Below are 26096 nucleotides of genomic sequence, written 5' to 3' on the forward strand. Positions count from 1 at the left end.
GATGTGTCGTGGTATCTCGTTCAAAATCCGGATGTAGTCAGGAGCGGGAAAGATCCGATCCTGCACTACATCCGGCACGGTGTCGCCGAGTCCCGGAACCCAAGTCCGAACTTCGACAACGAATACTACCTGACGAAATATCCCGACGTGGCTGTCGCGTCGATGAATCCGTTGGATCACTACATTCGTTTTGGCAAGATTGAGGGGCGCAGCACCCGACGTGCTCCGGGCACAAATGCCGGCGACATCCAGAGACCCGCCACCTATGTGCCGCGATTCAGCGAGGGGCGACCGGCCGCTTTGAGGGCGCGCCTGATTGCATTCTATCTGCCGCAGTTCCACCCGATCCCCGAAAATGATGCTTTTTGGGGCAAAGGCTTCACGGAGTGGACGAATGTGACACGTGCGGTGCCGCAGTTCGACGGTCATTATCAGCCCCGGCTGCCGGGAGACCTCGGCTTCTATGATTTGCGGGTTAAGGACATCCAGAAGGAACAGATCGAGATCGCCATGCAATATGGCATTTCGGGGTTCTGTTTCCACTTCTACTGGTTCAACGGCAAGCGCGTCCTCGATATGCCGATCACCCAATTTGTCGAAAATAATGCTCATGAACTGGGCTTCTGTATCAATTGGGCAAACGAGCCTTGGAGCCGCCGTTGGGATGGGCGCGACCAGGAGGTGCTGATCCCGCAATCGCACTCGCCCGAGGACGACTTGGCCTTCATCGAACATGTATCCGGCTATTTCCGTGACCGGCGATACATCCGTGTCGGCGGCAAACCACTCCTCATGATTTACCGGCCCGGATTGTTTCCGTCGGCGACGGAAACGGCACAGCGCTGGAGAGCTTATTGCCGGGAAGCCGGCATCGGCGAGATTTTTCTTGCCTATCCGCAGTCGTTCGACATGGGCGATCCCGCCGAATTCGGATTCGACGCCGCCGTCGAGTTTCCACCGAATCTTGGAAGATTCCCCGAGATCAACGACAGCATCCCAACGCTCAAGAGCGGTTTCAGGGGAAAGATCTACGACTGGGCAGAGCTCCTCAATCGCAGCCGCGCCTACCCGCAGGTTCCTTACACGCTGTTTCGCGGACTTTGCCCCTCCTGGGACAACACCGCACGGAGAATGGAGGCAGCCTACATTCTGGTGAACGCATCGCCGTCCCGCTACAAAGAATGGCTCACCAACGCGGTCGTCGATACATGCGACCGTTTTGCCGATTTCGACAGCCGGCTGATCTTCGTCAATGCCTGGAACGAGTGGGCGGAAGGAGCCTATCTCGAGCCCGATGCCCGCTACGGCTATGCCTATCTGCAGGAGACGCGGTACGTCCTGTCGGCTTCGACAGCTGCCGGCAAACTGCCCAGGGATCCGTCCTGGAGCGTCTTGTTCGTGTCGCACGATGCGGTTCTCGGTGGCGCGCAGGCGTCGTTGCTCGACATCGTCAAATGGCTCCAGGCGCACACGGACCTGGAGATCAAGGTGCTGTGCCTGGCGGGCGGTGAACGGTTCGAAGAGTTTCGACGCATCGTCGATACCGTCCTTCTGGATGATCTGGTTTCGAGGACCGAGCCCACCGCTACAAGGCTGGCACGCATAACCGCCTGGTTCGGCGGCAGGCCGGACCTCATCTATTGCAACAGCCTGGCCACCGGCCGCGTGCACGCGCTGCTTGGTGAACTGGGCAGTCCTATCTTGACGCATGCCAGGGAACTGGCAACGAGCATCGCCCGATACGCCAGGGACGACATGGGGGATGTCGTCTCGCGCACGCAGAGATTCATAGCGTGTTCCCCAAGTGTCCGGGACTATCTGGCGGCCGAGTACAATGTCGAAGCGAACGCCATAGACGTCATTCCAAGTGCGGTTCCGCAAACCGACGCCGATCACAGTCGTACGGAAATCCAGCGCCTTGAAAGTCGCCAACGCGCCGGCTGGCCGGTGGACAAGACCATCGTGCTGGGATCCGGCCTCGGAATGCCATTCCGCAAGGGTGCCGACCTCTTTATCGAGGTGGCCCGCATTCTTCGTGCTCGCGGGGTCGAAGACTATCATTTCTACTGGCTCGGTTCGTTACCGGAGCGGGAACGGGATGAGGCTTTCGGTACGTGGTCGCAGCAACTCGACAGATTGCAAGCGGACGGGCTGGGCGAAAAGGTCACATTTCTGGGCGATGTCGAAGATGTGCGCGGCCATCTTCTGGCTGCCGATCTGTTTCTTCTGACTTCCCGAGAAGAGCCGTTCGGCCGTGTCATGCTGGAGGCGGCATTCGCCGAGTTGCCGGTGATCTGCTTCGCAGGGAGCGGCGGGGCACCAGATTTCGTCGAGGACGATGCCGGCATCATCGTCAAATGGGCTGATCCTGTCGCGATGGCCGATGCCACGCAGAAACTGATCCAGGACCAGCCATTGCGCAGGAAGCTCGGCAGGCAGGCAGGCGCCAAGGCACGGCGGCATTTTTCCACCGATCGGGTCTTTCCGCGCCTGCTGTCGACGATGCGGAAGGTCGCCGGCAAGCCGCCCGCGGTCTCGATCATCGTGCCGAACTACAATTACGCCCGCTACCTGCACGAGCGTATGGACAGTATTGTGGGGCAGTCCTTCCAGGATTTTGAACTCATCATCCTGGATGATGCGTCAACGGACGATAGCAAATCGATTCTGGATTATTATGCCGGTGTCCATGGTACCCGTGTCATCGTCAATGAAAGCAATTCCGGGTCGCCCTATCCTCAATGGTTCAAGGGCATAGAGCTCGCAAGGGCCGATTTGATCTGGATCGCCGAAGCCGACGACGTATCCGACCCGGCTTTCCTCGAAACCCTCGTGCCATTGTTCCGCGATCCAAGCGTGAAGTTTGCTTATTGCGCATCGAAGATCATCAACGATCGAAGCGAGATCGTCGGCGACTATCCGTCCAGCCCGTACCTCACCGATCTCTCCAATTTCAAATGGAAACGCAGCTACCAAGTTTCGGCGGAACAGGAAGTCAACGACGGGCTGGGCGTCAAGAATACGGTCTTCAACATCAGTGCGGCGGTTTTTCGGAAGTTTGAAATCACGACAGATTTCGCCGAGCACCTCCTGTCCCTGCCTACGAGCGGCGATTGGTACTTTATCCTCGAGGCAATACGTAACGGCTCCGTCGCCTACGAGTCCGCATTGCTCAACCATCACCGTCGGCACAGGGACAGCGTAACCAGCCTCATCATGGCTTCCCATTCAGAGGCCCTGCTGCGCACACGGCAGATGATCCATCACCATGTGTTGCGCACATACGGGACGGATTTGGCCATCAAGCTGAAAATGGCCGAATATGTCGTACAGCTCTGGAACCGGCAGTTCCCCGAGCGCCCGGCGGAAGAGATGGAAAGCTTGTATTCGCTAAAGGCATTGGGCGAGTTGCCTGCGAGACCATCGGAGAGCAGTTCCCCGGTGGCGTGAGTTGGCGAAGTGAGCTGGCCGCGCCTTAATTGCTGGCGGTGACGAGGTGGCCGTTGCCGACATCCTGCAGGGCCAGTTTCAGCGGTGCCTCGCCGATCCTGCGGGTGGCGCTCGGGATTTCCTGGTCGAGACGGGCGAAGCGGCTTCTGCGCTGCGCCGGGTCCGGCACCGGCACGGCCTCGATCAGCCGCCTGGTGTAGGGATGACGCGGGTTGGAAAAGACCTGGTCGCGCGTGCCCATCTCGACGATCTGGCCGAGATACATGACGGCGACGCGGTCGGAGATGTTCTCGACCACCGCCATGTCATGCGAGATGAAGAGATAGGCGACGCCGAATTCGCGCTGCAATTCCTTCAACAGGTCGAGCACGCGCGCCTGCACCGAGACGTCGAGCGCCGAAACGCTTTCGTCGGCGATGATCAGCTTCGGCCGCAAGGCAAGCGCGCGAGCGATGCAGACGCGCTGACGCTGGCCGCCGGAGAATTCGTGCGGATAGAGCTCCATCTGGTCGGCCGACAGGCCGACGCGCTCGAACAGTGCCGCCACGCGCTCCCGGCGCTCTTCCTTCGAGGCGATGCCGTGGATGACCAGCGGCTCGGCGACGAGGTCGCCGAGCCGCATGCGTGGGTCGAGCGAGGCGAAGGGGTCCTGGAAAATCATCTGCACGTCGCGGCGCACGGCCTTGCGCTCGTCGCGGCCAAGGCCCGACAAATTGCGTCCGCCGACGACGATGTCACCGCTGTACGGCACCAGCCCGGCCAGCGCCTTGGCGGTGGTCGACTTGCCGCAACCGGATTCGCCGACCAGCGCCAGCGTCTCGTTGGGCGCGATCGAGAAACTGACGCCTTCGACCGCGTGAACACGGCGGGTGACCCGGCCGAAAACACCACCGCGCAGGTCGAAGCGGACATGCAGGTCTTTGACGTCAGCGACATTTGCCGGCTCCGAACCTTCCGCCGCATCCCTGGATTTCTGGCGGCCGGCACCGCTGCCGATGCGCGGCACGGCGGCCAGCAGCTCGCGCGTATAATCGGCCTGCGGCCGAGCAAAAATGTCCGATGTCTTGCCTTCCTCGACCATGCGGCCATGCCGCATGATGATGACGCGGTCGGCCATTTCGGCGACCACGCCCATGTCGTGGGTGATGAGGATGACGCTGGTGCCATGCTGGCGCTGCAGGTCGCGCAAGAGCTCCAGAACCTCGCCCTGCACGGTGACGTCGAGCGCCGTCGTCGGCTCATCGGCGATCAGCACGTCGGGTTCGAGCGCCAGCGCCATGGCGATCATCACCCGTTGGCGCATGCCGCCGGACAGTTCGTGCGGAAACTGCTTTAGCCGGCTTTCAGCTTCCGAAATGCGCACCGCCTTCAGCGCCTCGATGGCGCGTAGACGCGCCTGCGCCTGTGACAGGCTGGTATGCGCCTCGATGGATTCGGTGAGCTGCCGGCCGATCGTCAGCACCGGGTTCAGCGACGTCATCGGCTCCTGGAAGATCATGGCGATGCGGTCGCCGCGAATGCGGCGCATCCGGCGCTCGTCGAGAGTAGTCAGATCGGTATTGCCAAGGCGAATCTCGCCTGACGATATGCGGGCGGCAGGCTGCGGCAGCAATTGCATGATCGCCAGCGCCGTCATCGACTTGCCGGAACCGGACTCGCCGGCAATGCAGAGCGTTTCGCCACGCGCCAGCGTCAGCGAGAGATTGGAGACGACCTCGCGCTCGCCCTCCTCGCCGCGCACGCTGACGGAGAGGTTGGCGATGTCGAGCACCGCTCCGGCAGTCACCGGGGCGGTTGCCCCGGTCCGGTTTTTGCCTGTGCCGGCCTTCATTCAAACACGCAGCGCGGGAAGTAGAACGACACCACCCAGTTCGGCATGTCGACGATCTCGCTGATTCTGAGATCGCCGCAGACAGAGGCGAGCATATAGGCTTCGACCGGGTCTATCTTGTAGCGCCCGGCAAGCAGGTCCACCATCTGAGCAACGGCCTCCCTCGCACCCGTCATCAGATCCGGTCCAATCCCCGTCGTCACCTCATAGCCCTTAGCGTCGAGATGACGCGTCACAGGACCGGACGTGGTGAAGCGCGGCGTCTTCAGCCTGGCATCCTTGACCAGGTCGAGCTTGAGCACGACGTCCATCGGGCTTTCGATCGCCGTGCCACAGACCTCGCCATCGCCTTGCGCGGCGTGGGTGTCGCCGACCGAAAACAGCGCGCCCGCCACCTCCACCGGCAAATACAGGGTGGTGCCGGCGGCGAGATCGCGGATGTCGAGATTGCCGCCGACGCGCCGTGGCGGCACGACCGAGTGAAGGCCCATCTCAGCCGGCGCATTGCCGATGGTGCCGGCGAAAGGTTTCAGCGGCACGCGCGCGTTCTTGCCGAACAGCGCCGGTTCGAGCGAGGCGGCATCGTATTTCCAGATGTTCAGCGCCGGCTCCTTGAAGTCGTCGGCGAGCAGGCCGAACCCCGGTATGTTCCCCGTCCAACCGAAGCCGGACGGTTTGAACATCTCGATCGTCACCTTCAGCGCGTCGCCGGGCTCGGCGCCCTCGACGAAGATCGGCCCGGTCACCGGATTGATCCCGGCGAAGTCGAGCTTGGCGATGTCGGCGACCGTGCTGTCGGCCTTCAACTGGCCGCCGGAAGAATCGAGACACTGGAACTCGATGGTCGAGCCAGGCGCCACCCGCTCGGCCGGGACAAAGGAATTGTCCCAGCCGAAATGATGATGGCGTCCATGGATGGTGTAGTCGCAGCTATTGCACATCTTTTACGTACACATTGTCATAGTTGATCGGGATATGGACCGGGTCGACATAGAGGTTGTCGGCGCCGCCCATGCGGGCCGATTTCATGGTGAAGCGCTGCTCGTTGAAGACCGGCGCCCAGGGCGCGTCTTCCATGATCTTGTCGTAGATAGCGCTCCACATCTTGTCGCGCTCGACGGCCTTCGCCGGGTCAACCACCGAGTCGGCCTCGGCCGCCTTGGCGTCGAGATCCTTGTTGCAATACCACGACCAGTTCCAGCCACCGGGCACCGCGCCGGCGCAGCCGAGGATCGGGCCATAAAAGTTCGACGGATCGGGGAAATCGGCGATCCAGGCCATGCCGCCCGACCAGATCATCGGCGCGCCGGCCTTGTCGCCGCCGGCGGCGATGACGTTGGCCTGGGCGAGCGACTGGATGCTGGCCTTGATGCCGATCGCCGCAAGATCCTGCTGGATCGCCTGGGCGATGCGCGGGTTGGGGTCGGTGTTCATGGCGAACAATTGCGTGTCGAAACCATCGGGGTGACCGGCCTCGGCCAACAGCGCCTTGGCCTTGGCGACGTCGTAAGCGTAGCCCTTGAACGCCTTGTCGTAGCCCGGCATCGACGGCGGCAGCGGCTGGTTGGCCGGCACGGCGCGGCCGTTGATGATCTGGATGATGCGCGCCTTGTTGATCGCCATGTTGACGGCCTGGCGCACCTTCACATTGTCGAACGGCGCCATAGTGGTGTTCATGGTGACGTAGCCGGTGTGCAGCTGGCCGCCTTCGACGACGCGCGCCTTCTGCTCGGGATCGGCCATCACCTCCTGGAATTTTGCCGGCGGGATGCCGTCGCCGGGCACGTCGATCTCGCCCTTCTGCAGGCGCAACAGCGCCACGATCGGCTCCTGGCCGATCTCGAAGGTGATCTTGTCCAAGTGCGGCAGGCCCTTGTGCCAATAATCCGCATTGCGCTCGAAGACGATGCGCTGGCCAAGCGTCCACTCGGCGAGCTTGAAGGCACCGGTGCCGACCGGATGCTTGCCGAAATCGGCGCCGTATTTCTCGACCTCTTCCTTCGGCACGACATGCGAGAAGTTGATGGCCATGACATGCAGGAAGGTGGCGTCGGGGCGGGTCAGTTCGAACTTGACCGTGTAGGGGTCGACGACGGTGACGCCGGCGAGGCTTGTCGCCTTGCCGGCGGAGACATCGTCATAGCCCTTGATCGAGCCGAAGAAGCCGGCGCCGGGGCTCTGCGTCTTCGGGTTGGTGACGCGGTCGAGCGAATATTTCACGTCGTCGGCGGTCATTTCGCGGCCATTGTGGAATTTCACGCCGTGGCGCAGCTTGAAGGTGAAGGTCTTGCCGTCCGGCGAAATCTCGTAGCTTTCGGCAAGGTCGGGCTTGAGGTTGGTGGTGCCCGGTTCGTAATCCATCAGCCCGTCGAACAGGCTCTTGATCATCGACCAGTTCTGCCAGTCATAGCCGATCGCCGGGTCGAGCGTCGCGACATCGTCCTTGTAGGTGATGGTGATGGCGCCGCCCTGCTTGGCGTTGGGATCGATGGTATCCTCGGCGCGGGCGCTTGCCATGCCGAGCATCAGCGCCAGCGCCGATGCCGCCACGGTGAAGGCCAGAAATTTTTTCATGTCGTGTTCCCTTTCTCTGATTGTTTTCTGGTTTGAGCTTGATGCTCATCTGAGTTTGATGCGAGGGTCGATCAAGGGCGCGATGATGTCGGCCAAGAGATTGCCGAGCACGATGGCGAAGGCCGAGACCAGCGTGACGCCCATGATGATCGGGATGTCGACCCGCTGGATGGCCTGCCAGGCAAGCTGGCCAATGCCGGGCCAGCCGAACACGCTTTCGACGACGACGATGCCGCCCATGAAGATGCCGATATCGATGCCGATCATGGCGATGACCGGCAGGATGGCGTTGGGCAAAGCATGGCGGAAAATGATGGCGCTGCGCGCCAGGCCCTTGGCGCGCGCGGTGCGCACGTAATCCTGGCGCAGCACGTCGATCATCGACGAGCGCATCATGCGCGCGTACCAGCCGGCGCCGAGTATGCCCATGGTCAGCGACGGCAGCACAAGATGGCGCCAGGTGCCGTAGCCGCCGATCGGAAACCAGCTCAGCCGCGCCGCAAAGACGTAGAGCAGCAAAAGCCCGACAACGAATTGCGGCGCCGAGACGCCGACGAAGGAGGCGACCATCAACGTCTGGTCGGTCGCCGTGCCGCGCTTGACGGCGGCGATCAGGCCCATGGAGAGCCCAATCAGCAGCTCGCACAGGATGGCGCCGAGCATCAGGAGCAGGCTCGCCGGCAGGCGCGAGACGATCAGCTCGGTGACTTCGGAGCGCTGGATGTAGGAGCGGCCGAGATCACCGCTGATGAGCCTCGTCAGATAGTGCCAGTACTGGACGACGAAGGGCTGGTCGAGGCCGAGCTGCTGGCGGATGTTCTCGACCGTTTGCGGCGTGGCGCTGCGGCCGGCGATCTGGCGCACCGGGTCGGCCGGCAGGAGATAGAGCAGCGCAAAGGTGATCAGCGAGACGCCGAGCAGGATGAGCAGCGACTGGATCAGGCGGCGGCCGAGATAGGCGATCATGCCCGGCCCCTTTGCGTCGGATCGAGAATGTCGCGCAGCGCGTCGCCGATCAGGTTGAAGGCCAGCGCCAGCGCCAGGATCGCGGCGCCGGGGAAGAACACCAGCCAGGGTGCGGCCTGGAAATAGGTCTGGTTCTCGAAGATGATGTTGCCCCACGAGGCGGTCGGCGGCTGCACGCCGATACCGAGGAAGGAGAGCGTCGCTTCGAGCAGCACCGTGGTCGAGATGCCGAGTGTGCCCCAGACGATGATGGTCGGCAGGAGATGCGGCAGGATGTGGCGAAACAGGATGCGTGGCGCGCCGGCGCCGATGGTGCGTTCGGCGTCGATGAACTCGCGTTCGGCGAGCGAGGAGGTCTCGGTGTAGATGACGCGCGCCGTCTGCACCCAGTTGACCAGCGCGATGACCATGGCGACGATCCACAGGCTCGGCTGGAACACCGCCGCCAGACAGATGGCCAGAAGCAAAGCCGGAAATGCCATCATCAGATCGGTGAAGCGCATCAGCGCACTGCCGACCCAGCCGCGGAAATAGCCGGCGGTGACGCCGACCAGCGTACCGATGAAAAGCGCCACGCCATTGGCAACGATGCCGATGATCAGCGAGGTGCGGGCGCCATAGAGGATGCGGGTCAACAGGTCGCGGCCGAGCAGGTCTGTGCCGAGCCAGAATTTGGCATCCGGCGGCAGCGGCGAGCCCTCTATGGTCAGGCCGTCGAACATCTGCTCGTTGGGGTCATAGCCGGTCAGCCAGGGCGCCAGCACGGCTCCGGCGACGACGATGGCGACGATGACAAGGCCCAGCAAAGCCAGACGGCGTTTGACCAGCCGGCGCCAGACACCGGCGCGCGGCTTGGCCGGCATGCGCACTGTTGCCGACAGATCAGGCGCGATGGGACTGGTCATCGCCGCCTTCCTCATCCGTCATTGCCACGATTCGGCGCGCGGCGTCCTCGACGCTGATCTGCCAGCTCATCGCCAGCGAGCGCAGCTGTGCATAGGCGCGCTCGTCATCCGTGCCTTTCGACAAGGCCGCCACCGCGCGCACGATGGTCTGCCGCTCGGCGACGCGCTGGCGCAGCGAGGCGATTTCGCCGGCTAAATGTTTTCGAGCCTCGAAACTCTGCCGCGCGATCAGCAGCGCGCTGTAGACGCCGGCAGTGCCGACCGGCTTCAACAGCTGCGCGTCGGCCTTGTGCGACAGTGCCCATTCGATGCGGCCCGGCGCTTCGGAACCGATCAGCGCCACCAGCGGCATCGGCGCCTCGCCGGCTTTCCACGGGAATTGCTCGTCAAAGCCGAGATCGGCGTCGAAGAAGACGAAATCGGCGGCGAGCGCTTCGGGCGGCAGTTCCGGCCAGCAATCGAGCGTGACCAGGCCGATCGCCGACAATTGCCTTGTGATCGCCTGCACCGTCGGATGCGGGCGATGCAGGATGAAGGCCCTGGCGCCGCCGAGATTGGGGATGCGCGGCGTCCTGGTCACGACACCACCCGCAGGCGCGGACGGCCAAATGTCTTTGCGGGATCGTAGCGAGACAGATAGGGATCCGGCGCAACCTCATCCTCGCGGCTGACGACCTCGAAGAAGCCGTCGGCGATCCGGCCGATGATCACCGGCAGCGTCGCGTGCTGGGAATGGGCGTCGATAGCGATCGGCCCGAGCCGGGTGGAGAACCGTGTCTCAGCAAACGCCTTTGAGAATTCCGCCGGGCCGGCATCGGGATCGCGCGAGAGTACGTCGGCCATCACCTGCACAGAAGCATAGGCGGAGGCCTCGAAGGACGAGGCAAAGGCGGCCGGCCGTGGCGCGAAATACGGCCCGACCGACAGATGGCCCTTGCCCGTTTGGCCGATCGCCGGCAGCTCGCCCTCGGTGAGGTTGCAGGAGATGACCGGGCAGGATTCCGGACGGAAGGCCGCATCCTCGTCGCCCAGATCGCGATAGGCGGCCAGAAAGGCGTAGGACGAGGTGCCGATCAGATTGTTGAGGATGAAGCTCGGCCGTGTCGCCCGGATCTCGGCGATTAGACGCGAAACATCGGTCTCGCCGATGCGCAGATAGCGCTCACCCAGCACCTTGCCACCAGCGTCCGCGATCAGGTCGCGCGCCACGCGGTTCATCTCCCAGCCCCAGATATAGTTCGAGCCGAGCAGGAAGCCATTGGCGCCGAAGCGCGGCACGACATGCGCCATCAGCGGCACCAGGTGCTGGTTGGGGCAAGCGTGCATGTAGACGACATGCTCATTGGCCTCGAAACCCTCATAGGGGCAGGCGTACCAGAGCATGCCACCCGCCTTCTCCAGCACCGGGATCGTCTCCTTGCGGCTCCAGGAGGTGACACAGCCGACGACATGGCGGGCGCTGCTGGTCTTGAAAATGTCCTCGCAGAGCGTCGCGTAGCGGTCGGCATTGCTTTGCGGATCGCGCTCCACCGGCACCAGCTCGATACCTGAGCCGCGGTCGGCATTGATGTCGGCGATGGCGCGCATGGCGCCCATGCGGCACGCATCGGAGACGAGCTGATAGCTGCCCGAACGGGAATAGAGGATGCCGATCTCGATGCGCCGCTTCAAACAGGACCCCAGAAATGAAAATGCCCCGCAGCCAGCGCCACAAGGGCGAGGCATACGAGGCATTCTTGCCGCCCGGCGATCAGAGCCGGTATTTGGCCTTAGGGTATTCGGTCCGGCTGGTCAGTCAAGCGGGAAAGTGGATAGTGTCCCGGTCTGAAATTTTGAGGCCGTCGCTTGTCGCGATCCACCTAAACTGAACCCATGGGAGGTCCAATGCCATTGCGCTATGCTGTGAGACTTGCCCCGACGACGCCACGGTGCTTCACTTGAAGCTCAATGAGGCTGCTGACAACGGCGGTCGCGTCGTTAACGTCATCTGGCAGCCGGAGCGCGAAGTAATCAACAGAGAGTACCATGACGATGTCAGGTTGCCTGTCTTAGCTGGCTACATCATCATTCTTGAGTATTTCGAATAATCCCCGGTGGGTCTTAGCGTCGTGGGCTCACCCTGCGCATGCCGGTGCGCCGCTTTCGCGCGCCTTACCAAAATACCTGTCACTTCCGGGCGATGTCCTCGAAGCTGAGGTCGAAGCGCATGAGATATTTGCGCAGCCGGTCGGCATCGTTGCCGCTGGTCTTCTGCAGCCGCGAGACGGCAAAAAGTTTCCGGCCGGCGGCGCTGATCGAATTGCTGTCGCGGCAGACCGCCATCACGGTTGCCAGCTGCGCCCGGTCGAAAATGTCGATCTGGCTTTGCCGCTCGGGACCGAGCACCTCCCCAAGAATGGCCTCCCGGTCGTCGGCCTCACCGGCACGCCAGAGTTTGGCCAGACGTTCGATCTCGTCGCGCACCGTCTCCTCGTTGATGCGGCCGAGCGGCGCCAGTGTCGCCATGCGGGTCACCGAGGCCGAGAGATCGCGGAAATTGGCGCGCCACATCGCCTCCGGCGCCACGGCGAATTTCAGATAGAGGTCACGGGCTTCCTTATTGAAGGTGGCGTTCTGTCCCTCCCGCTCGCCGAAGCGGCGCAGCTCGAAGTCGAGGTTCGGCTCGATGTCTTCCTTGCGGTCTCGCAGCGCCGGCAGCTGGAAGGTCCACAGGTTCAGGCGCGCAAAAAGATCCTCGCGGAACTTGCCCTCCTTCACGCCGATCGACAGATCGCGGTTGGTGCCGGCCAGAAGCTGGAAATCCGACATCACGTCCTGGTCGGCGCCGACCGGCAGGAAGCGCTTTTCCTCGATGGCGCGCAGGCACATGGCCTGCTCGTCGGGGCCAAGCTCGCCGATCTCGTCGAGGAACAGCACGCCCTTGTTGGCCGACTTCATCAGCCCGGCACGCTCGTTCTGGGCGCCGGTGAAGGCGCCCTTGACGTGACCGAAAAGGGTCGACATCGCCTGGTCGCCGCGCAAAGTCGCGCAATTGACCTCGATGAAGGCGCCGGAAACCTGTCGCTGTGCTTTCTTGAGCTCGTAGATACGCCTGGCCAGCTGCGACTTGCCCGCGCCTGTCGGGCCGGTGAGCAAAACCGGCGCGCGCGAGCGGATCGTCACCTTCTCGATCTGGTCGATCATCTGGTTGAACGCGGGATTGCGGGTGGCAATGCCCGACTTCAGGAAGGATGTCGCCTCGTCGTGCTCGGCGGTGAAGCGCGTGGCGATCGCATCGTATCGCGACAGATCGAGGTCGATGATTGAATGGCTGCCGGAGACGTCCTCGTCACGCCCCTCCTTGCGCGGCGAAAGCTGTAGCAGCCGCGCCGGGATGAAGTGCGCCTCGGTGAGCAGGAACCAGCAGATCTGCGCGACATGGGTGCCGGTGGTGATGTTGACGAGGTAGTCTTCCTTCTCCGGATCGAATTGATAGGCGCGGGCGAAATCGCGCAGGCCAGTGTAGACCTCGCTGAAATCCCAGGGGTCGCGCATGCTGATCAGATGCGGCCTGACCTCGGTGGCGGGCGAGACCTGCTCGATGTCGGCAATGATTTGCGTGGCCAGTTGCCGCGACTGGGTCCCATGGATGAGCTCCAGCCGATCGATGAACAATCCCGGCTGCTGGCACAGCGCAACCGTTGGCCGCCACTTCCGCCAGCGGTCTTCGGTACGGCCGGCATCGAGCGTTGTGCCGAGAATGCCAATCGCAACGCGTCGTTTCATTTTATCCTGTGATATAAGTTGCGAGATTTTTAGATCACTATACAGGCTCTCCCTGGACAAGGCCAGAGGGAGCATAGCTGTCAGCTCGTTTTTATTTCCTTGTTGAATCAAATAACTAGCTGAATTTGAGCGGATCGATACGCGCTCATTCTTCAAACTGGCACGCTGCCTGCAATGATGCTGGTGTGAAAATGAAGGATGAGAACAATGGCGAACAAATCCGTGTTTGCGACGATTGCAGGAAAGCTGCTCCCGCCGGCTGATGCCAGGAACCGTGAAGGCGCCAGGGCTTACCGCCTGTCGCCGCATCAGGCCCTGGCGCAGCTGGCGGCGACGGGCACGTTCAACGCGACCTTCTATGCCGAGCCGCGTGAGCAGCTGGACGAAGTGCTGAAGCTGGCGTGGCAGGTCGAGCCGGGGTTCCTGGCGCGCACCGCCGTCCACGCTTCCGAGCAGGGCTACATGAAGGACATGCCGGCACTGCTGCTGGCCGTTCTGTCCGCGATGCAGGGTGACGAGTTCAACCGGGCTTTCGGGCGTATCGTCAGGAACGGCAAGATGCTGCGCAACTTCGTGCAGGTCATGCGTTCGGGCGCCACCGGGCGCAAGTCGCTCGGCACGCGGCCGAAGCGGCTTGTCCAGGCGTGGCTTGAGCAGGCGGCCGACTTCGAGATCATGCGGGCCGCGGTCGGCAATGATCCGTCGCTGGCCGATGTCATCAAGATGGTTCACCCGAAGCCGAAGTCGGCGTCGCGTGAGGCGCTTTATGGCTACCTGATCGGCAAGCCGCATGATGTGGCGGTGCTGCCGGACGTGGTCAAGGCATTCGAGGCCTTCAAGCGTGATCCGTCGCTGCCCGTGCCGGAAGTGCCGTTCCAGATGCTCACCTCGATGCCGCTGTCGCGGGAGCATTGGGCGCAGATCGCGGCGACGGCCGGCTGGCAGATGCTGCGCCAGAACCTGAACACTTTCGCCCGCAACGGCGTGTTCGAAGTGGAAGGTTTCGGCGAAAAGCTGGCGGCGCGGCTGCGTGACCCGGAAGAGGTCCGGCGTGCTCGGGTGTTCCCGTATCAGCTCATGGTGGCGTTCACCATGGCCGGTGCGGAGGTGCCCGGCGTGGTCAGAGACGCGCTGCAGGATGCAATGGAAATTGCGCTCGGCAACGTGCCCCGCATCAAGGGCAAGGTGGTCGTGTGTCCGGACGTTTCGGGCTCGATGGGCTCGCCGGCGACCGGTTACCGCAAGGGCGCGACCTCGGCCGTGCGTTGCATCGACGTGGCTGCCTTGGTGGCCGCCGCGATGCTGCGACGCAACCCGACGGCGAGGGTCTTGCCGTTCGAGAACGATGTGGTGGATATCCGCCTCAACGCTCGCGACACGGTGATGACCAACGCCGCAAAGTTTGCCGCCATCGGTGGTGGCGGAACCAACTGTTCGGCTCCGCTGGCACGGCTGGTGCGTGAGAAGGCTGATGTCGACCTGGTGGTGTTCGTGTCGGACAACCAGTCCTGGGTGGATGCGACAGCGCATGCGCATCAGGGGACGGCGACGATGCAGGAATGGCAGAAGCTGAAGGGGTTGAACCCGGCAGCCAAGCTGGTCTGCATCGACATCCAACCCTATGCGACGACGCAGGCCAAGCCGCGGGCCGACATATTGAATGTCGGTGGTTTCTCCGACCGCGTCTTCGATGTGGTGGGCACGATGCTGTCCTCGAGCGGCGACCCGGACCATTGGGTGCGCACGATCGAGGCGGTCGAACTCTAAGCAATTCCAGGAAAAGTGAGCGCTTTTCCGTCCGGAATTGCGTCAAACAAAAAGGTCCCGGCGGTGCGCCCGCCGGGACCACCGGAACAAATTTTCTGGGCATGACGAATGCCGATGGAACTACAGGCTGTTCACCTCCAGGTCGCGGGTTCGAATCCCGTCGGGTTCGCCACTATGGACCCGTAGCTCAGCGGTAGAGCGGGACGTTTCGTCAAACCTTGTCGTCATGCCCGACGACTTTTTTGCGCGGCTTCGGTCGCAACTGGACAGAAAGGGACTCAACAAACGGCGTGACGAATGCCTGTGGAACTACATCCTAACTTTCGGGTCGCGGGTTCGATTCCTGCCGGAGCTGCCAATCGGCTCCGTAGCTCAGTCGGTAGAGCAGAAAGGCAGTTTCACAACAGACTTGTCGTCACACCTCGCAAGGAACAGCCGCGGCGAATGCCGGATGGAACTACAGCACCATAACGGGATGCTCCGTGAGGTTCGACTCCTCACCTTGCTGGCGCTCTCTGGCACGAGCGGAACTCCCGGTGTTTCATCATCCTTTGTCGCCGCGGCGACGCGAATACATGGCGAATGCAGGCAGGACTACAGGTAGCGCGCCCGCCGAAAGGCGGGAGGTCGGGTGTTCAAATCACTCTCCCGCTCCGTGGAGCGGGGTGGCGCAGTCAAGCGTCGTCTTGCCGATCCTTGTCGCCAGCCGATTGAACAGGGCGAATGCCTGCGGGAATACATTGGGATCTGGCGGTTCGAATCCGCCCGTCGGTCGGTTGATCGATCGGTTTCTCGCATCGACTTGTCGCCCGCCGAGGGAAGAGAATGAATGGCGAATGCAGGCAGGACTACAGGGACAGAGCGTCCGCGGCGAAAGTCGCGGAAGGTCGGATGTTCAAACCATCCCTTCCGTCTCAGGATGGAAGTAGCTCAGTTATTGTCTTGCCGACCCTTGTCGCCAGACCGAATGAACAGGACGAATGCCTGCGAGACTACAGGTAGACGCGGCTCGCTTCAGGAAAGCGGGTGCCGAAAGGCGTGAGGGTTCGTGTCCCTCCTTCGCAGCTTCGCGAAGTGGCGGAAAAGATGTCTCGCATTCCCTTGTCGTCCGTCCGCAATACGCAGTGCTTGATATGGACCGAAAGTGAAAGACATGACCGAGATTTTGAGTGGACAGGATTTGATCGACGCCGGCATGCCGCAGGGCAAGTGGTTCGGCAAGGCGCTCGCCGCCGCTAACGCGGTACTGGAAAGCGGCGGATCGCAGGGCGATGCGCTGGAGGCCGCGCGTGCTTTCGCGCCGCCGCCGGCCATGAAGCTGCATGCCGCCTCCTCGATGCCGCTGCATCTCAACATCGAGGCCGAAACGCCTGACGAGGCCGCCAATGTCGAGGCGGTGATGCGCTCGATGGTCGAGCTGATGCGCACGCCGGTGATCCGCGCCGGCGCCATCATGCCGGATGCCTGCCCGGCCGGTCCGTCGGGCACGATTCCGGTCGGCGGCGTCGCGGTGTCGGAGGCGATCCATCCCGGCATGCATTCGGCCGACATCTGCTGCTCGATGGCGATCTCGGTGTTTCCCGGCGTGGCGCCGGCCGTGTTGCTCGATGCCGTTCATGGGGTCACCCATTTCGGACCGGGTGGGCGTCCGCGCGGCCAGCAGATCCGGCCGGCCAAGGAGGTCTTCGAGCGTTTCGAGGCCAACCCCTTGCTGCGCGACCTGACCAGTGCCGCGATCGAGCATTTCGGCACGCAGGGCGACGGCAACCATTTCGCCTATGTCGGCACGCTGAAGTCGAGCGGCGAGACGGCGCTGGTTACCCACCACGGCTCGCGCTCGCCGGGTGCGCGGCTCTACAGCAAGGGCATGAAGATCGCCGAGGGTGTGCGCAAGACGCTGTCGCCGGAGACCTTGCCGCAGAACGCCTGGATTCCGGCCGATACACGGGAAGGCGATGACTATTGGGAGGCCCTGCAAACGATCCGCGAATGGACCAAGGGCAACCACATGCTCATCCACGACCTGGCGGCCGAAAAGCTGGCTGCGAAGGTGTCGGACCGGTTCTGGAACGAACACAACTTCGTCTTCCGCCGTTCGGACGGGCTGTTCTACCACGGCAAGGGCGCCACGCCGGCCTTCGACAACTGGGCCGACGACGCGACCGATCTGACGCTGATCCCGCTCAACATGGCGGAGCCGGTGTTGATCGTGCGCGGCAAGAACGCGGCGCACGGACTTGGCTTCTCGCCGCACGGCGCCGGGCGCAATTTCTTCGCGCACCCAGCACCGGCGCATGCAGGCGGGGCGCAGCGACGCCGATATCTTCGCGCAGGAGACGAAAGGCATCGATGCCCGCTTCTTCTCCGGCGTGACGGATATCTCGGAGCTGCCGAGCGCCTACAAGAACGCGGCCTCGATGCGCCGCCAGATCGAGCACTTTGGTCTGGCAGAGGTCGTCGACGAGGTGCTGCCTTATGGCTGCATCATGGCCGGCGACTGGGAAGCCAACGCGCCCTGGCGCAAGAAGCGGGAAGCGCGCCAGCAGCAGGGGCGTTAGCCGGAAACAGGATGCGGGCCGCAAGGTCCGCATCCGCCAACACGCGATCAGTGCCCTTGCAACTGCTTCCGGCGCCAGGCGGCGGGTGCCTCGCCGACCCGCTCACGAAAGAACCTGGAGAAATAGGCGGGATCATCAAAACCGATCTCGTAGGCGATGTCTTCGACCGTGCGCACCGTGAACAGCAGCAGGCGTTTGGCTTCCAGCAGCCGCCGTTCGCTGACCACCCGCTTGACGCCGCTGCCCAGCACCGCATGGGCGGCCTTGTCGAGAAGATGCGGTGTCGTGGCCAGCGTCTCGACGTAGCGGTCGACTGGCCAGTTGTCGCGGAAGTGTGCGTCGACAAGCCGGCGCAGGCCGAGTGCCAGAGAAGCTTCAGAGGATTGGGCGGCTGCGACGGTCGCCGGAGCGAGACGTGCTATGTGGGAGAGTGCGACAGCGATCAGCGACGGCAGGACCTTGTCATTGCCAGACTGCGCCTCGGCGTATTCGGCGGCGATCATGTCCAGCACCGTCGCCAACCTCTTCCACGCGGGACGGTCCGGCAGGCCATCGGTAAAGACCGGCCTGTCCAAGGGCAGCAGGCTGTGACCGGCGATTGCGGCGAGCGCATCGTCGGCGACCGAGACGACGATGGCGTCGGTGCCGGGACCGATCGAGAAGCCATGCACGACATTGCTCGGCACGAAGCTGACGGCGGGTGCCGAAAAGTCCCAGGACCGGTCCTCGATGCGATAGGTGCCGGAGCCGCTGGTCCAGTAGGTGATCTGGCCCATCTGCGGATGCTTGTGCGCCGCGACCTGACCGAGATGGATGTTGCCGCGCGCCAGCACTGTTTCGACGTGCAGGAAGCCGACATCGAGCGGCCGCACCGGCTCGCCATAGACGAAGAAATCGGGAATGGAACTCTGGCTCATGGCGCCGGAAAAAGTCCAATCGGTTTTGCCGTTCCGTCCATAACCGATCCTCAGGCCAGGCGCTAGGATCGGCGTGACAAGTGGAGGAACATCATGCGGTCAGAAGATTATCGTGCGGACAAAGCATGCCCATTCACCGGGGCCGAATATCTGGAGAGCCTGCGCGACGGCCGCGAGGTCTATATCAACGGCGAACGCATCGCCGATGTCACCACGCATCCGGCGATGCGCAATTCGGCGCGGTCGCTGGCACGGCTCTACGATGCGCTGCATGATCCGAAACGGCGCGATACGCTGACCTCGGCCACCGACACCGGTTCGGGCGGCTACACGCATAAATATTTCCGCGTCGCCAAATCCTCGGGCGAACTCGTTGCCCAGCAGACGGCGATCGCCGAGTGGTCGCGCATGTCTTATGGCTGGATGGGGCGCACGCCCGACTACAAGGCGGCGCTGATGAACACGCTCGGCGCCAATGCCGACTGGTACGGGCCGTTCAAGGATAATGCGCTGTCCTGGCACAAACGTGCCCAGGAAGCCGTGCTGTTCATGAACCACGCCATCGTCAACCCGCCGATCGACCGACACAAGCCGGCCGAGCAGGTGAAGGATGTGTTCGTCCACATCACCAAGGAGACGGATGCCGGCATCTATGTCTCGGGCGCCAAGGTGGTGGCGACGTCGTCGGCGCTGACGCACTACAATTTCCTGGCGCAGGGCTCGGCGACGGTCACCGAGGATCCGTCGCTGTCGGTGATGTTCATCGTGCCGATGAACGCGCCGGGGATCAAGATGTTCTGCCGCGTCTCCTATGAGCAGACGGCCAACACGGTGGCAGCCCCCTTTGACTATCCGCTGTCGTCGCGCTTCGACGAGAACGACGCGATCCTGGTGCTCGACAATGTCTTCATCCCCTGGGAGGACGTGCTGGTGCTGCGCGATGCGCAGAAGATCCTGTCGTTCCATCCGGCGTCGGGGTTCATGCATGGCTATTGCTTCCAGGGCTGCACGCGTTTTGCCGTCAAGCTCGACTTCCTCGCCGGCCTGCTGGCCAAGGCGCTGCGCGCCACCGGCGGCGATGCTTTCCGCCGGCAACCAGGCCGCACTTGGCGAGGTGATTGCGCTCAGGCACATGTTCTGGAGCTTTTCCAATGCCATGGCCTATAACCCGATCCCGTGGGCGAATGGCGCGGTGCTGCCCAATCTCGACGCCGCACTTGCCTACCGGACCTTCATGTCGGAGGCCTATCCGCGCGTCATCGACACGGTGCGCCGCGTGATCGCGTCGGGGCTGATCTACCTGCCGTCTTCGGTGCGCGACTTCAACAATCCCGAGATCGACAAATATCTGGCGCAATATGTGCGCGGCTCCAACGACATGGGCCATGTCGAGCGCATCAAGATCATGAAGCTGCTGTGGGACGCGACCGGCACCGAGTTCGGGGGCCGCCACGCGCTTTATGAACTCAATTATGCCGGCGCGCCGGAAGAGGTGCGGCTGCAGGTGCTGAAGGGCGCCGAACGCGGCGGGCGGCTGAAGGCAATGGAGGAGCTCGTCGACTCTTGCATGGCCGACTATGACGAGAATGGCTGGACGGGCGACACCTGGCTCGATCCACTTGCTTCGCCGGCTGGGTGAACGCCGATGGCCACGCAGATTTCGAAAACCGATTTCCGCGACGCCATGGCAAGGGTCTGCGCGCCGGTCAACATCGTCACGACCGATGGGCCGGCGGGGCGCGGCGGCTTCACCGCCACCGCCATGTGCAGCGTTTCCGACGAGCCGCCGACGCTCTTGGTGTGCATGAACGGGCGTTCGACGCAGGCCGCCATGTTCCTCGCCAACCGGCGCTTCTGCGTCAACGTGCTGACGCATGACCATATGCATCTGGCGGGAAAGTTCGCCGGCGCGACCAGGGACATGGAGGCACGCTATTCGGCGGCGCGCTGGCAGACGCTGACATCGGGCACGCCGGCGCTGTCGGACGCGATCGTCAATTTCGATTGCGAGATCGAGGACGTGCACATCGTCGGCACGCACAATGTCATGATCGGCCGCGTCATCGATGTCAGGCACGGCAGCGGCGGTTCGGCGCTGCTCTATGTCGACCGCAACTACACGCAGCCGACGCGGCTGGGGAGTTTTGGCGGGTGAGCCTCAGCTCTCGCCGTCGATCAGCGTCTCCAGCAGGTCGAGCAACTGCTCCAATTTCTCATGGCCGAAGCGCCGCTCGATGTCGTCATAGATGACGCGGCGCTCGGGCGACAGGGCGTCGATCAGGGCGGAGCCGGCCGGGGCGATGGTCAGGACAACGCGGCGACCGTCGCCTTCCGCCTTGTTGCGGGTGATGAATTTTCGACCCTCGAGTGCCTTGATGATGCGTGTCAGGCTGGGTGGCAGCACCGAGGCGCGATCGGCCAGCTCCGTCGCCTCGACCGAGCCGGCCTCGCTCAGCACGCGCAGCACGCGCCATTGCTGTTCGGTCACGTCATGCGCGGCGAGCATCGGGCGAAACCGCGCCATCACCACTTCGCGGGCATGAAGGAGCGCCATTGGCAAGGAGCGGCGGGTGTTTTCCGGCAGCAAGTGAAATTCTCTCCAACGCTGGCTTGCGATCGGCGGCAGGCTTCGCCGGGCGCTTGCTCTCAAAGCCCGTTACAGTCATCCCGTATCGTCGCCTCAGGCCGGATGCAAGGCTTGACTTCGGCGACACCCCATGTAATTAACGCGCTAACTACAACAATGCAAGCGACCAGGGAACGAAACGCCGTGCCGCACTTCTCCATCGAGTATTCGGCCAATCTCGATGCCAAGGTCGACATGGGCGAATTGTGCGCGCTGGTGTTGCGCACCGTGCTCGACACCGGGCTGTTCGAGACCGGCGCGGTGCGGGTGCGGGCCTTTCGCGCCGAGGCCTATGCCATTGCCGACAGCCTGCTGGAAAACGCCTTTCTCGACATGTCGTTTCGCATCGGCACCGGCCGCAGCGCCGAGGACAAGAAGCGGACCGGCGAGGCTGTGTTCGCGGCGGTGAGCCAATATCTGGCCGCGCTGTTCGAGACCCCGCATTTCGCTCTGTCGCTGGAGATCCGGGAAATCGACCCGGTGCTGAGCTGGAAGAAGAATGCAATCCACCCGCGGCTGCGTGGCAAGTGACGGAAAACTGACATGTCCGACCTCGAAGGCAATCTGAAAAAGGCCGAGGCCTATCTCGCCCGCTTCAAGAAAGACGGCGTGCTGAACCAGATCGGCGGCGAAGCGGTGCCGGCCGCCGACGGTTCGACCTTCGAGACGCTGTCGCCGGTCGACTTGAAGCCGCTGGCCAAGGTCGCTCGCGGCGGCACCGCCGACATCGACCGAGCCGCCAAGGCGGCAAAAGCAGCATTCCCGGCCTGGGCCGCCATGCCTGGCGGGGCACGCAAGAAGCTGCTGCACAGAATTGCCGACGCGATCGAGGCGCGCGCCGAAGAGATCGCCTTCGTCGAATGCATGGACACCGGCCAGGCGCTGAAATTCATGGCCAAGGCGGCGTTGCGGGGTGCCGAAAATTTCCGCTTCTTCGCCGACCGTGCGCCGGAAGCGCGCGACGGCGAGACGCTGCGCACGACAGGCCAGGTCAACATCACCACCCGCGTGCCGATCGGCCCGGTCGGCATCATCACGCCGTGGAACACACCGTTCATGCTGTCGACCTGGAAGATCGCACCGGCGCTGGCGGCAGGCTGCACCGTCGTTCATAAGCCGGCTGAATTCTCGCCGCTGACCGCGCGGCTGCTGGTCGAGATCGCCGAGGAAGCCGGCCTGCCGAAAGGCGTGTGGAATCTGGTCAACGGCCTTGGCGAGCATGCCGGCAAGGCGCTGACCGAGCACCCTGACATCAAGGCGATCGGCTTTGTCGGCGAAAGCCGCACCGGCTCGATGATCATGAAACAGGGCGCCGACACGCTGAAGCGCGTGCATTTCGAGCTCGGCGGCAAGAATCCGGTGATCGTCTTTGCCGACGCCGACCTCGAACGCGCGGCGGATGCGGCGGTGTTCATGATCTACTCGCTCAACGGCGAACGCTGCACCTCGTCGTCGCGCCTTCTCGTCGAAGCCTCGATCTATGACCAGTTCAGCGATCTGGTGGCGGAGAAGGCCAAGCGCATCAAGATCGGTCACCCGCTCGATCCGAAGACCGTGGTCGGCCCGCTGATCCATCCGGTGCACGAGGAGAAAGTGCTGTCCTATATCGAGATCGGCAGATCGGAGGGCGCGGTGGTTGCCGCCGGCGGCGGCAAGTTCGCCGGCCCGGGCGGCGGCTGCTATGTCAGCCCGACGCTGTTCACCGGCGCCACCAACAGGATGCGCATCGCCCAGGAGGAGATTTTCGGGCCGGTGCTGACGGCCATCGCCTTCAAGGACGAGGCGGAGGCGCTGGCGCTCGCCAACGACACGCAATATGGCCTGACCGGCTATCTCTGGACCTCTGACGTGACCCGCGCCTTCCGTTTCACCGATGCGCTGGAGGCCGGCATGATCTGGGTCAATTCGGAAAATGTGCGGCATCTGCCGACGCCATTCGGCGGCGTCAAGAATTCCGGCATCGGCCGCGACGGCGGCGACCATTCCTTCGACTTCTACATGGAGACGAAGAACGTCGCCTTTGCGACGACGGCGCACGCGATCCAGAAACTCGGCGGCTGACGGAGGAAATCAGATGCCCTTGCCCAAGCCCAACCTCTATCCCGCCTTCAACATCGTGCGCCTCAGCCATGTCGAACTGGCGGTGACCGACCTTGCCAAATCCCGCGCCTTCTATGTCGACACGCTTGGCCTGCAGGTCACCGACGAGACCTCAGGCGCAATCTACCTGCGCGCCATGGAAGAGCGTGGCCATCATTGCATCGTGCTGCGCAAGGCGACGACGCCGGAAGCGCGCGACCTCGGCTTCAAGGTTTTTTCGGATGACGACCTCGACAAGGCGGTGCACTTCTTCAAGGGCAAGGGCCTGCCGGTGGAATGGGTCGAGCGGCCCTACCAGTCGCGGACCTTCCGCACGCGTGACCCGCACGGCATACCGCTGGAATTCTACGCCCAGATGGAAAGGCTGCCGCCGATCCATCAGAAGTATGCGCTCTACAAGGGTGTGAAGCCGCTGCGTATCGACCACTTCAACTGCTTCTCGCCCAATGTCGACGAATCCGTCGCCTTCTACAACGAGCTCGGTTTTCGCGTGACCGAATACACCGAGGATGCCTCAAGCGGGAAGCTGTGGGCGGCGTGGACGCACCGCAAGGGCGGTGTCCACGACATCGCCTTCACCAATGGCGTCGGCCCGCGCCTGCACCACGTCGCCTTCTGGGTGCCGACGCCGCTCAACATCATCGACCTGCTCGATTTGATGGCGACGACGGGCTATTTGCCGAACATCGAACGCGGCCCCGGCCGGCACGGCATTTCCAACGCCTTCTTCCTCTATGTCCGGGACCCGGACAACCACCGCATCGAGATCTATTGCTCGGACTACCAGACGGTCGATCCTGACCTCGAGCCGATCAAATGGGACCTCAAGGACCCGCAGCGCCAGACGCTGTGGGGCGCGCCGGCGCCGAAAAGCTGGTTCGAGGAAGGCAGCAGCTTTGCCGGCGCAGTGGCACGCCAGCCGGACCTGACGGCATCGCCGATCATTGCGCCGTGAGCAGCACCATGAACCGGCTCGCCACCTTCACCATCAACGGCAAGACCCGCTATGGCGCGGTCACCGACAAGGGTGTCATCGACCTGTCGGCTCGCCACAGCCAGTGGCCGACATTGCGCGAAGTGATCGAAGCCGGCGCCTTGCGGCGGCTGGCGGAAGAGGCCGAGGCCTTTGCGGTCGATTTCCCGCTCGACGCCATCGCCCACGACATCCCGATCCCGTCGCCGGAGAAGATCATCTGCGTCGGCGTCAACTATCCGGACCGCAACGAGGAGTACAAGGACGGGCAGGCGGCACCCTCTAACCCGTCGCTGTTCATCCGCTTCCCCCGTTCCTTCGTCGGCCATGGCACGCCGCTGGTGCGGCCGCCGGAATCACCGCAGCTCGACTATGAGGGCGAGATCGTCATCGTCATCGGCAAAAGCGGGCGGCGCATCGCCGAGGCGGATGCGCTCGGTCACATCGCGGCGCTGTCGCTGTGCAACGAGGGCACCATCCGCGACTGGGTGCGGCACGCCAAGTTCAACGTCACGCAAGGCAAGAATTTCGACCGCACCGGGTCGATCGGGCCGTGGCTGGTGCCGTTCACGGACGAGGCGCAGATCGCCGATATCGCGCTCTCCACTCGCGTCAATGGCGAATTGCGCCAACAGGACCGCACCAGCCGGATGATCTTTTCCTTCCGCAAGATCATCAACTACATCTCGACCTTCACCACGCTGATGCCGGGCGATATCATCGTCACTGGCACACCGACCGGCGCCGGCGCCCGCTTCGACCCGCCGATCTGGCTGAAGCCGGGCGATGTGATCGAGGTCGAGGCCGACGGTATCGGTGTGCTCAGAAACGGCGTCGTCGACGAGGCAGCTTCATGACCCCGGAGCAGGTGGAAGACGCCGCGGCCCGGCTGTTCGAGGCCGAGCGTTCGCGCCGGCAGATCCGGCTGCTCAGCCTCGATTTCCCAGAGGCGACGATGGAGGACGCCTATCGCGTCCAGGCGGCGCTGGTGAAACGCAAGACCGATTCCGGGCTGACGCCGAAGGGCTGGAAGATCGGCCTGACCTCCAAGGCGATGCAATATGCGCTGGCCATCGACACGCCAGATTCGGGTGTGCTGTTCGACGACATGTTCTTCAACGACGGCGCGACGATTCCGGCCGGCCGCTTCATCCAGCCGCGCGTCGAGGCCGAGATCGCCTTCGTCATGAAAGCGCCGCTCAAGGGTCCCGGCGTGACGATCTTCGACGTGCTCAACGCCACCGACTACATCACGCCGGCGCTTGAAATCCTCGATACGCGCATCGAGCGCGTCAATGCCGAGACAAAGAAGGTGCGTACCTTCTTCGACACGATCTCCGACAATGCCGCCAATGCCGGCATCGTCATCGGTGGCCGGCCGCAGCGGCCCGATGAAGCCGATATGCGCTGGATCGGTGCCATCGTCTCGCGCAATGCCGAGGTCGAGGAGACCGGGCTTGGCGCCGGCGTGCTCAACCATCCGGCCATGGGCATCGCCTGGCTGGCCGACCGGCTCGGCCGCTACGGCATGTCGATCGCGGCTGGCGAGGTCGTGCTGTCGGGCTCCTTCGTCCGCCCGGTCGAGGCGCGGCCGGGTGACACGATCGTCGCCGATTTTGGCAGCTCGGGAACGGTCAGCATCCATTTCGCCAAGGACTGACGGT

The 26096-nt window shown here is 63.3% G+C and carries 19 protein-coding genes and 2 pseudogenes; 11 read left to right on the forward strand and 10 right to left on the reverse strand.

Translation table 11 applies throughout. From position 1 onward, the window contains the following. Window positions 1–3 precede the first annotated feature (3 nt). Window positions 4–3450, forward strand: a complete 3447-nt coding sequence (locus AC0V8S_RS03585) for a glycoside hydrolase family 99-like domain-containing protein (RefSeq protein ID WP_475436840.1) — start codon at window positions 4–6, stop codon at window positions 3448–3450. 25 nt (window positions 3451–3475) lie between these two features. Here the strand turns inward: AC0V8S_RS03585 and AC0V8S_RS03590 are convergent, their stop codons facing one another. From AC0V8S_RS03590 to AC0V8S_RS03620, 7 genes are read right to left on the reverse strand one after another with little or no spacing between them, the layout of a single operon-like run. Beyond that, on the reverse strand, window positions 3476–5281 hold the full coding sequence (locus AC0V8S_RS03590) for an ABC transporter ATP-binding protein (RefSeq protein WP_475436841.1): 1806 nt from the start codon (window positions 5279–5281) through the stop codon (window positions 3476–3478). After that, the gene (locus AC0V8S_RS03595; RefSeq protein ID WP_475436842.1) at window positions 5278–6222 is read right to left on the reverse strand and encodes an acetamidase/formamidase family protein; all 945 of its coding nucleotides are present in this window, start codon (window positions 6220–6222) and stop codon (window positions 5278–5280) included. Before AC0V8S_RS03595 ends, AC0V8S_RS03590 begins: the two co-directional genes overlap by 4 nt. After that, window positions 6212–7855: an ABC transporter substrate-binding protein gene (locus AC0V8S_RS03600; protein WP_475436843.1), complete on the reverse strand. Its 1644-nt coding sequence runs from the start codon at window positions 7853–7855 to the stop codon at window positions 6212–6214. Before AC0V8S_RS03600 ends, AC0V8S_RS03595 begins: the two co-directional genes overlap by 11 nt. A gap of 45 nt (window positions 7856–7900) precedes the next feature. Beyond that, on the reverse strand, window positions 7901–8821 hold the full coding sequence (locus AC0V8S_RS03605) for an ABC transporter permease (protein ID WP_475436844.1): 921 nt from the start codon (window positions 8819–8821) through the stop codon (window positions 7901–7903). Beyond that, window positions 8818–9726: an ABC transporter permease gene (locus AC0V8S_RS03610; protein WP_475436845.1), complete on the reverse strand. Its 909-nt coding sequence runs from the start codon at window positions 9724–9726 to the stop codon at window positions 8818–8820. The genes AC0V8S_RS03605 and AC0V8S_RS03610 overlap by 4 nt, the downstream gene beginning before the upstream one ends. Then, on the reverse strand, window positions 9704–10306 hold the full coding sequence (locus tag AC0V8S_RS03615; protein WP_183464606.1) for an ANTAR domain-containing response regulator: 603 nt from the start codon (window positions 10304–10306) through the stop codon (window positions 9704–9706). The genes AC0V8S_RS03610 and AC0V8S_RS03615 overlap by 23 nt, the downstream gene beginning before the upstream one ends. Next, complete coding sequence (locus tag AC0V8S_RS03620; protein WP_475436846.1) at window positions 10303–11397, reverse strand: transporter substrate-binding protein; 1095 nt, start codon at window positions 11395–11397, stop codon at window positions 10303–10305. Before AC0V8S_RS03620 ends, AC0V8S_RS03615 begins: the two co-directional genes overlap by 4 nt. 266 nt (window positions 11398–11663) lie before the next feature. On the opposite strand from AC0V8S_RS03620, the gene AC0V8S_RS03625 reads away from it, so the two are divergent. Beyond that, window positions 11664–11813 (forward strand): hypothetical protein, encoded by a 150-nt coding sequence (locus AC0V8S_RS03625; RefSeq protein ID WP_183464604.1) that lies wholly within the window; start codon window positions 11664–11666, stop codon window positions 11811–11813. 79 nt (window positions 11814–11892) lie between these two features. On the opposite strand, the gene rtcR is transcribed toward AC0V8S_RS03625, so the two are convergent. Then, window positions 11893–13491, reverse strand: a complete 1599-nt coding sequence (gene rtcR, locus AC0V8S_RS03630; protein WP_475436847.1) for an RNA repair transcriptional activator RtcR — start codon at window positions 13489–13491, stop codon at window positions 11893–11895. Window positions 13492–13698: 207 nt separating this feature from the next. On the opposite strand from rtcR, the gene AC0V8S_RS03635 reads away from it, so the two are divergent. Together AC0V8S_RS03635 and AC0V8S_RS03640 are read left to right on the forward strand one after the other, a co-directional pair. Continuing rightward, complete coding sequence (locus tag AC0V8S_RS03635) at window positions 13699–15258, forward strand: vWA domain-containing protein (protein ID WP_475436848.1); 1560 nt, start codon at window positions 13699–13701, stop codon at window positions 15256–15258. Between the two features lie 1153 nt (window positions 15259–16411). After that, window positions 16412–17816: pseudogene (locus AC0V8S_RS03640) on the forward strand (RtcB family protein). Window positions 17817–17863: 47 nt separating this feature from the next. On the opposite strand, the gene AC0V8S_RS03645 reads toward AC0V8S_RS03640, so the two are convergent. After that, complete coding sequence (locus AC0V8S_RS03645) at window positions 17864–18733, reverse strand: helix-turn-helix domain-containing protein (RefSeq protein WP_475436849.1); 870 nt, start codon at window positions 18731–18733, stop codon at window positions 17864–17866. Window positions 18734–18826: 93 nt separating this feature from the next. Between AC0V8S_RS03645 and AC0V8S_RS03650 the strand changes: the two are divergent. Further along, window positions 18827–20372, forward strand: a pseudogene (locus AC0V8S_RS03650) (4-hydroxyphenylacetate 3-hydroxylase N-terminal domain-containing protein). Between the two features lie 6 nt (window positions 20373–20378). Continuing rightward, window positions 20379–20888: a flavin reductase gene (locus AC0V8S_RS03655; protein ID WP_027040919.1), complete on the forward strand. Its 510-nt coding sequence runs from the start codon at window positions 20379–20381 to the stop codon at window positions 20886–20888. A gap of 3 nt (window positions 20889–20891) precedes the next feature. Here the strand turns inward: AC0V8S_RS03655 and hpaR are convergent, their stop codons facing one another. Beyond that, window positions 20892–21383 carry a homoprotocatechuate degradation operon regulator HpaR gene (gene hpaR / locus AC0V8S_RS03660; RefSeq protein WP_475436850.1) on the reverse strand — a complete coding sequence of 164 codons (492 nt, stop codon included), beginning with the start codon at window positions 21381–21383 and terminating at the stop codon, window positions 20892–20894. A gap of 120 nt (window positions 21384–21503) precedes the next feature. Here hpaR and AC0V8S_RS03665 point away from each other — a divergent pair, with 120 nt between their 5' ends. From AC0V8S_RS03665 to hpaH, 5 genes are read left to right on the forward strand one after another with little or no spacing between them, the layout of a single operon-like run. After that, window positions 21504–21890 (forward strand): 5-carboxymethyl-2-hydroxymuconate isomerase, encoded by a 387-nt coding sequence (locus AC0V8S_RS03665; protein ID WP_475436851.1) that lies wholly within the window; start codon window positions 21504–21506, stop codon window positions 21888–21890. 12 nt (window positions 21891–21902) lie between these two features. After that, on the forward strand, window positions 21903–23420 hold the full coding sequence (hpaE, locus tag AC0V8S_RS03670) for a 5-carboxymethyl-2-hydroxymuconate semialdehyde dehydrogenase (protein ID WP_475436852.1): 1518 nt from the start codon (window positions 21903–21905) through the stop codon (window positions 23418–23420). A 13-nt stretch (window positions 23421–23433) separates the two neighbouring features. Next, on the forward strand, window positions 23434–24414 hold the full coding sequence (gene hpaD / locus AC0V8S_RS03675) for a 3,4-dihydroxyphenylacetate 2,3-dioxygenase (protein WP_475436853.1): 981 nt from the start codon (window positions 23434–23436) through the stop codon (window positions 24412–24414). A gap of 8 nt (window positions 24415–24422) precedes the next feature. Then, the gene (locus AC0V8S_RS03680) at window positions 24423–25289 is read left to right on the forward strand and encodes a fumarylacetoacetate hydrolase family protein (RefSeq protein ID WP_475438566.1); all 867 of its coding nucleotides are present in this window, start codon (window positions 24423–24425) and stop codon (window positions 25287–25289) included. After that, on the forward strand, window positions 25286–26092 hold the full coding sequence (gene hpaH / locus AC0V8S_RS03685; RefSeq protein ID WP_475436854.1) for a 2-oxo-hept-4-ene-1,7-dioate hydratase: 807 nt from the start codon (window positions 25286–25288) through the stop codon (window positions 26090–26092). Before AC0V8S_RS03680 ends, hpaH begins: the two co-directional genes overlap by 4 nt. Window positions 26093–26096 lie beyond the last annotated feature (4 nt).

Source organism: Mesorhizobium oxytropidicola (assembly GCF_056174625.1).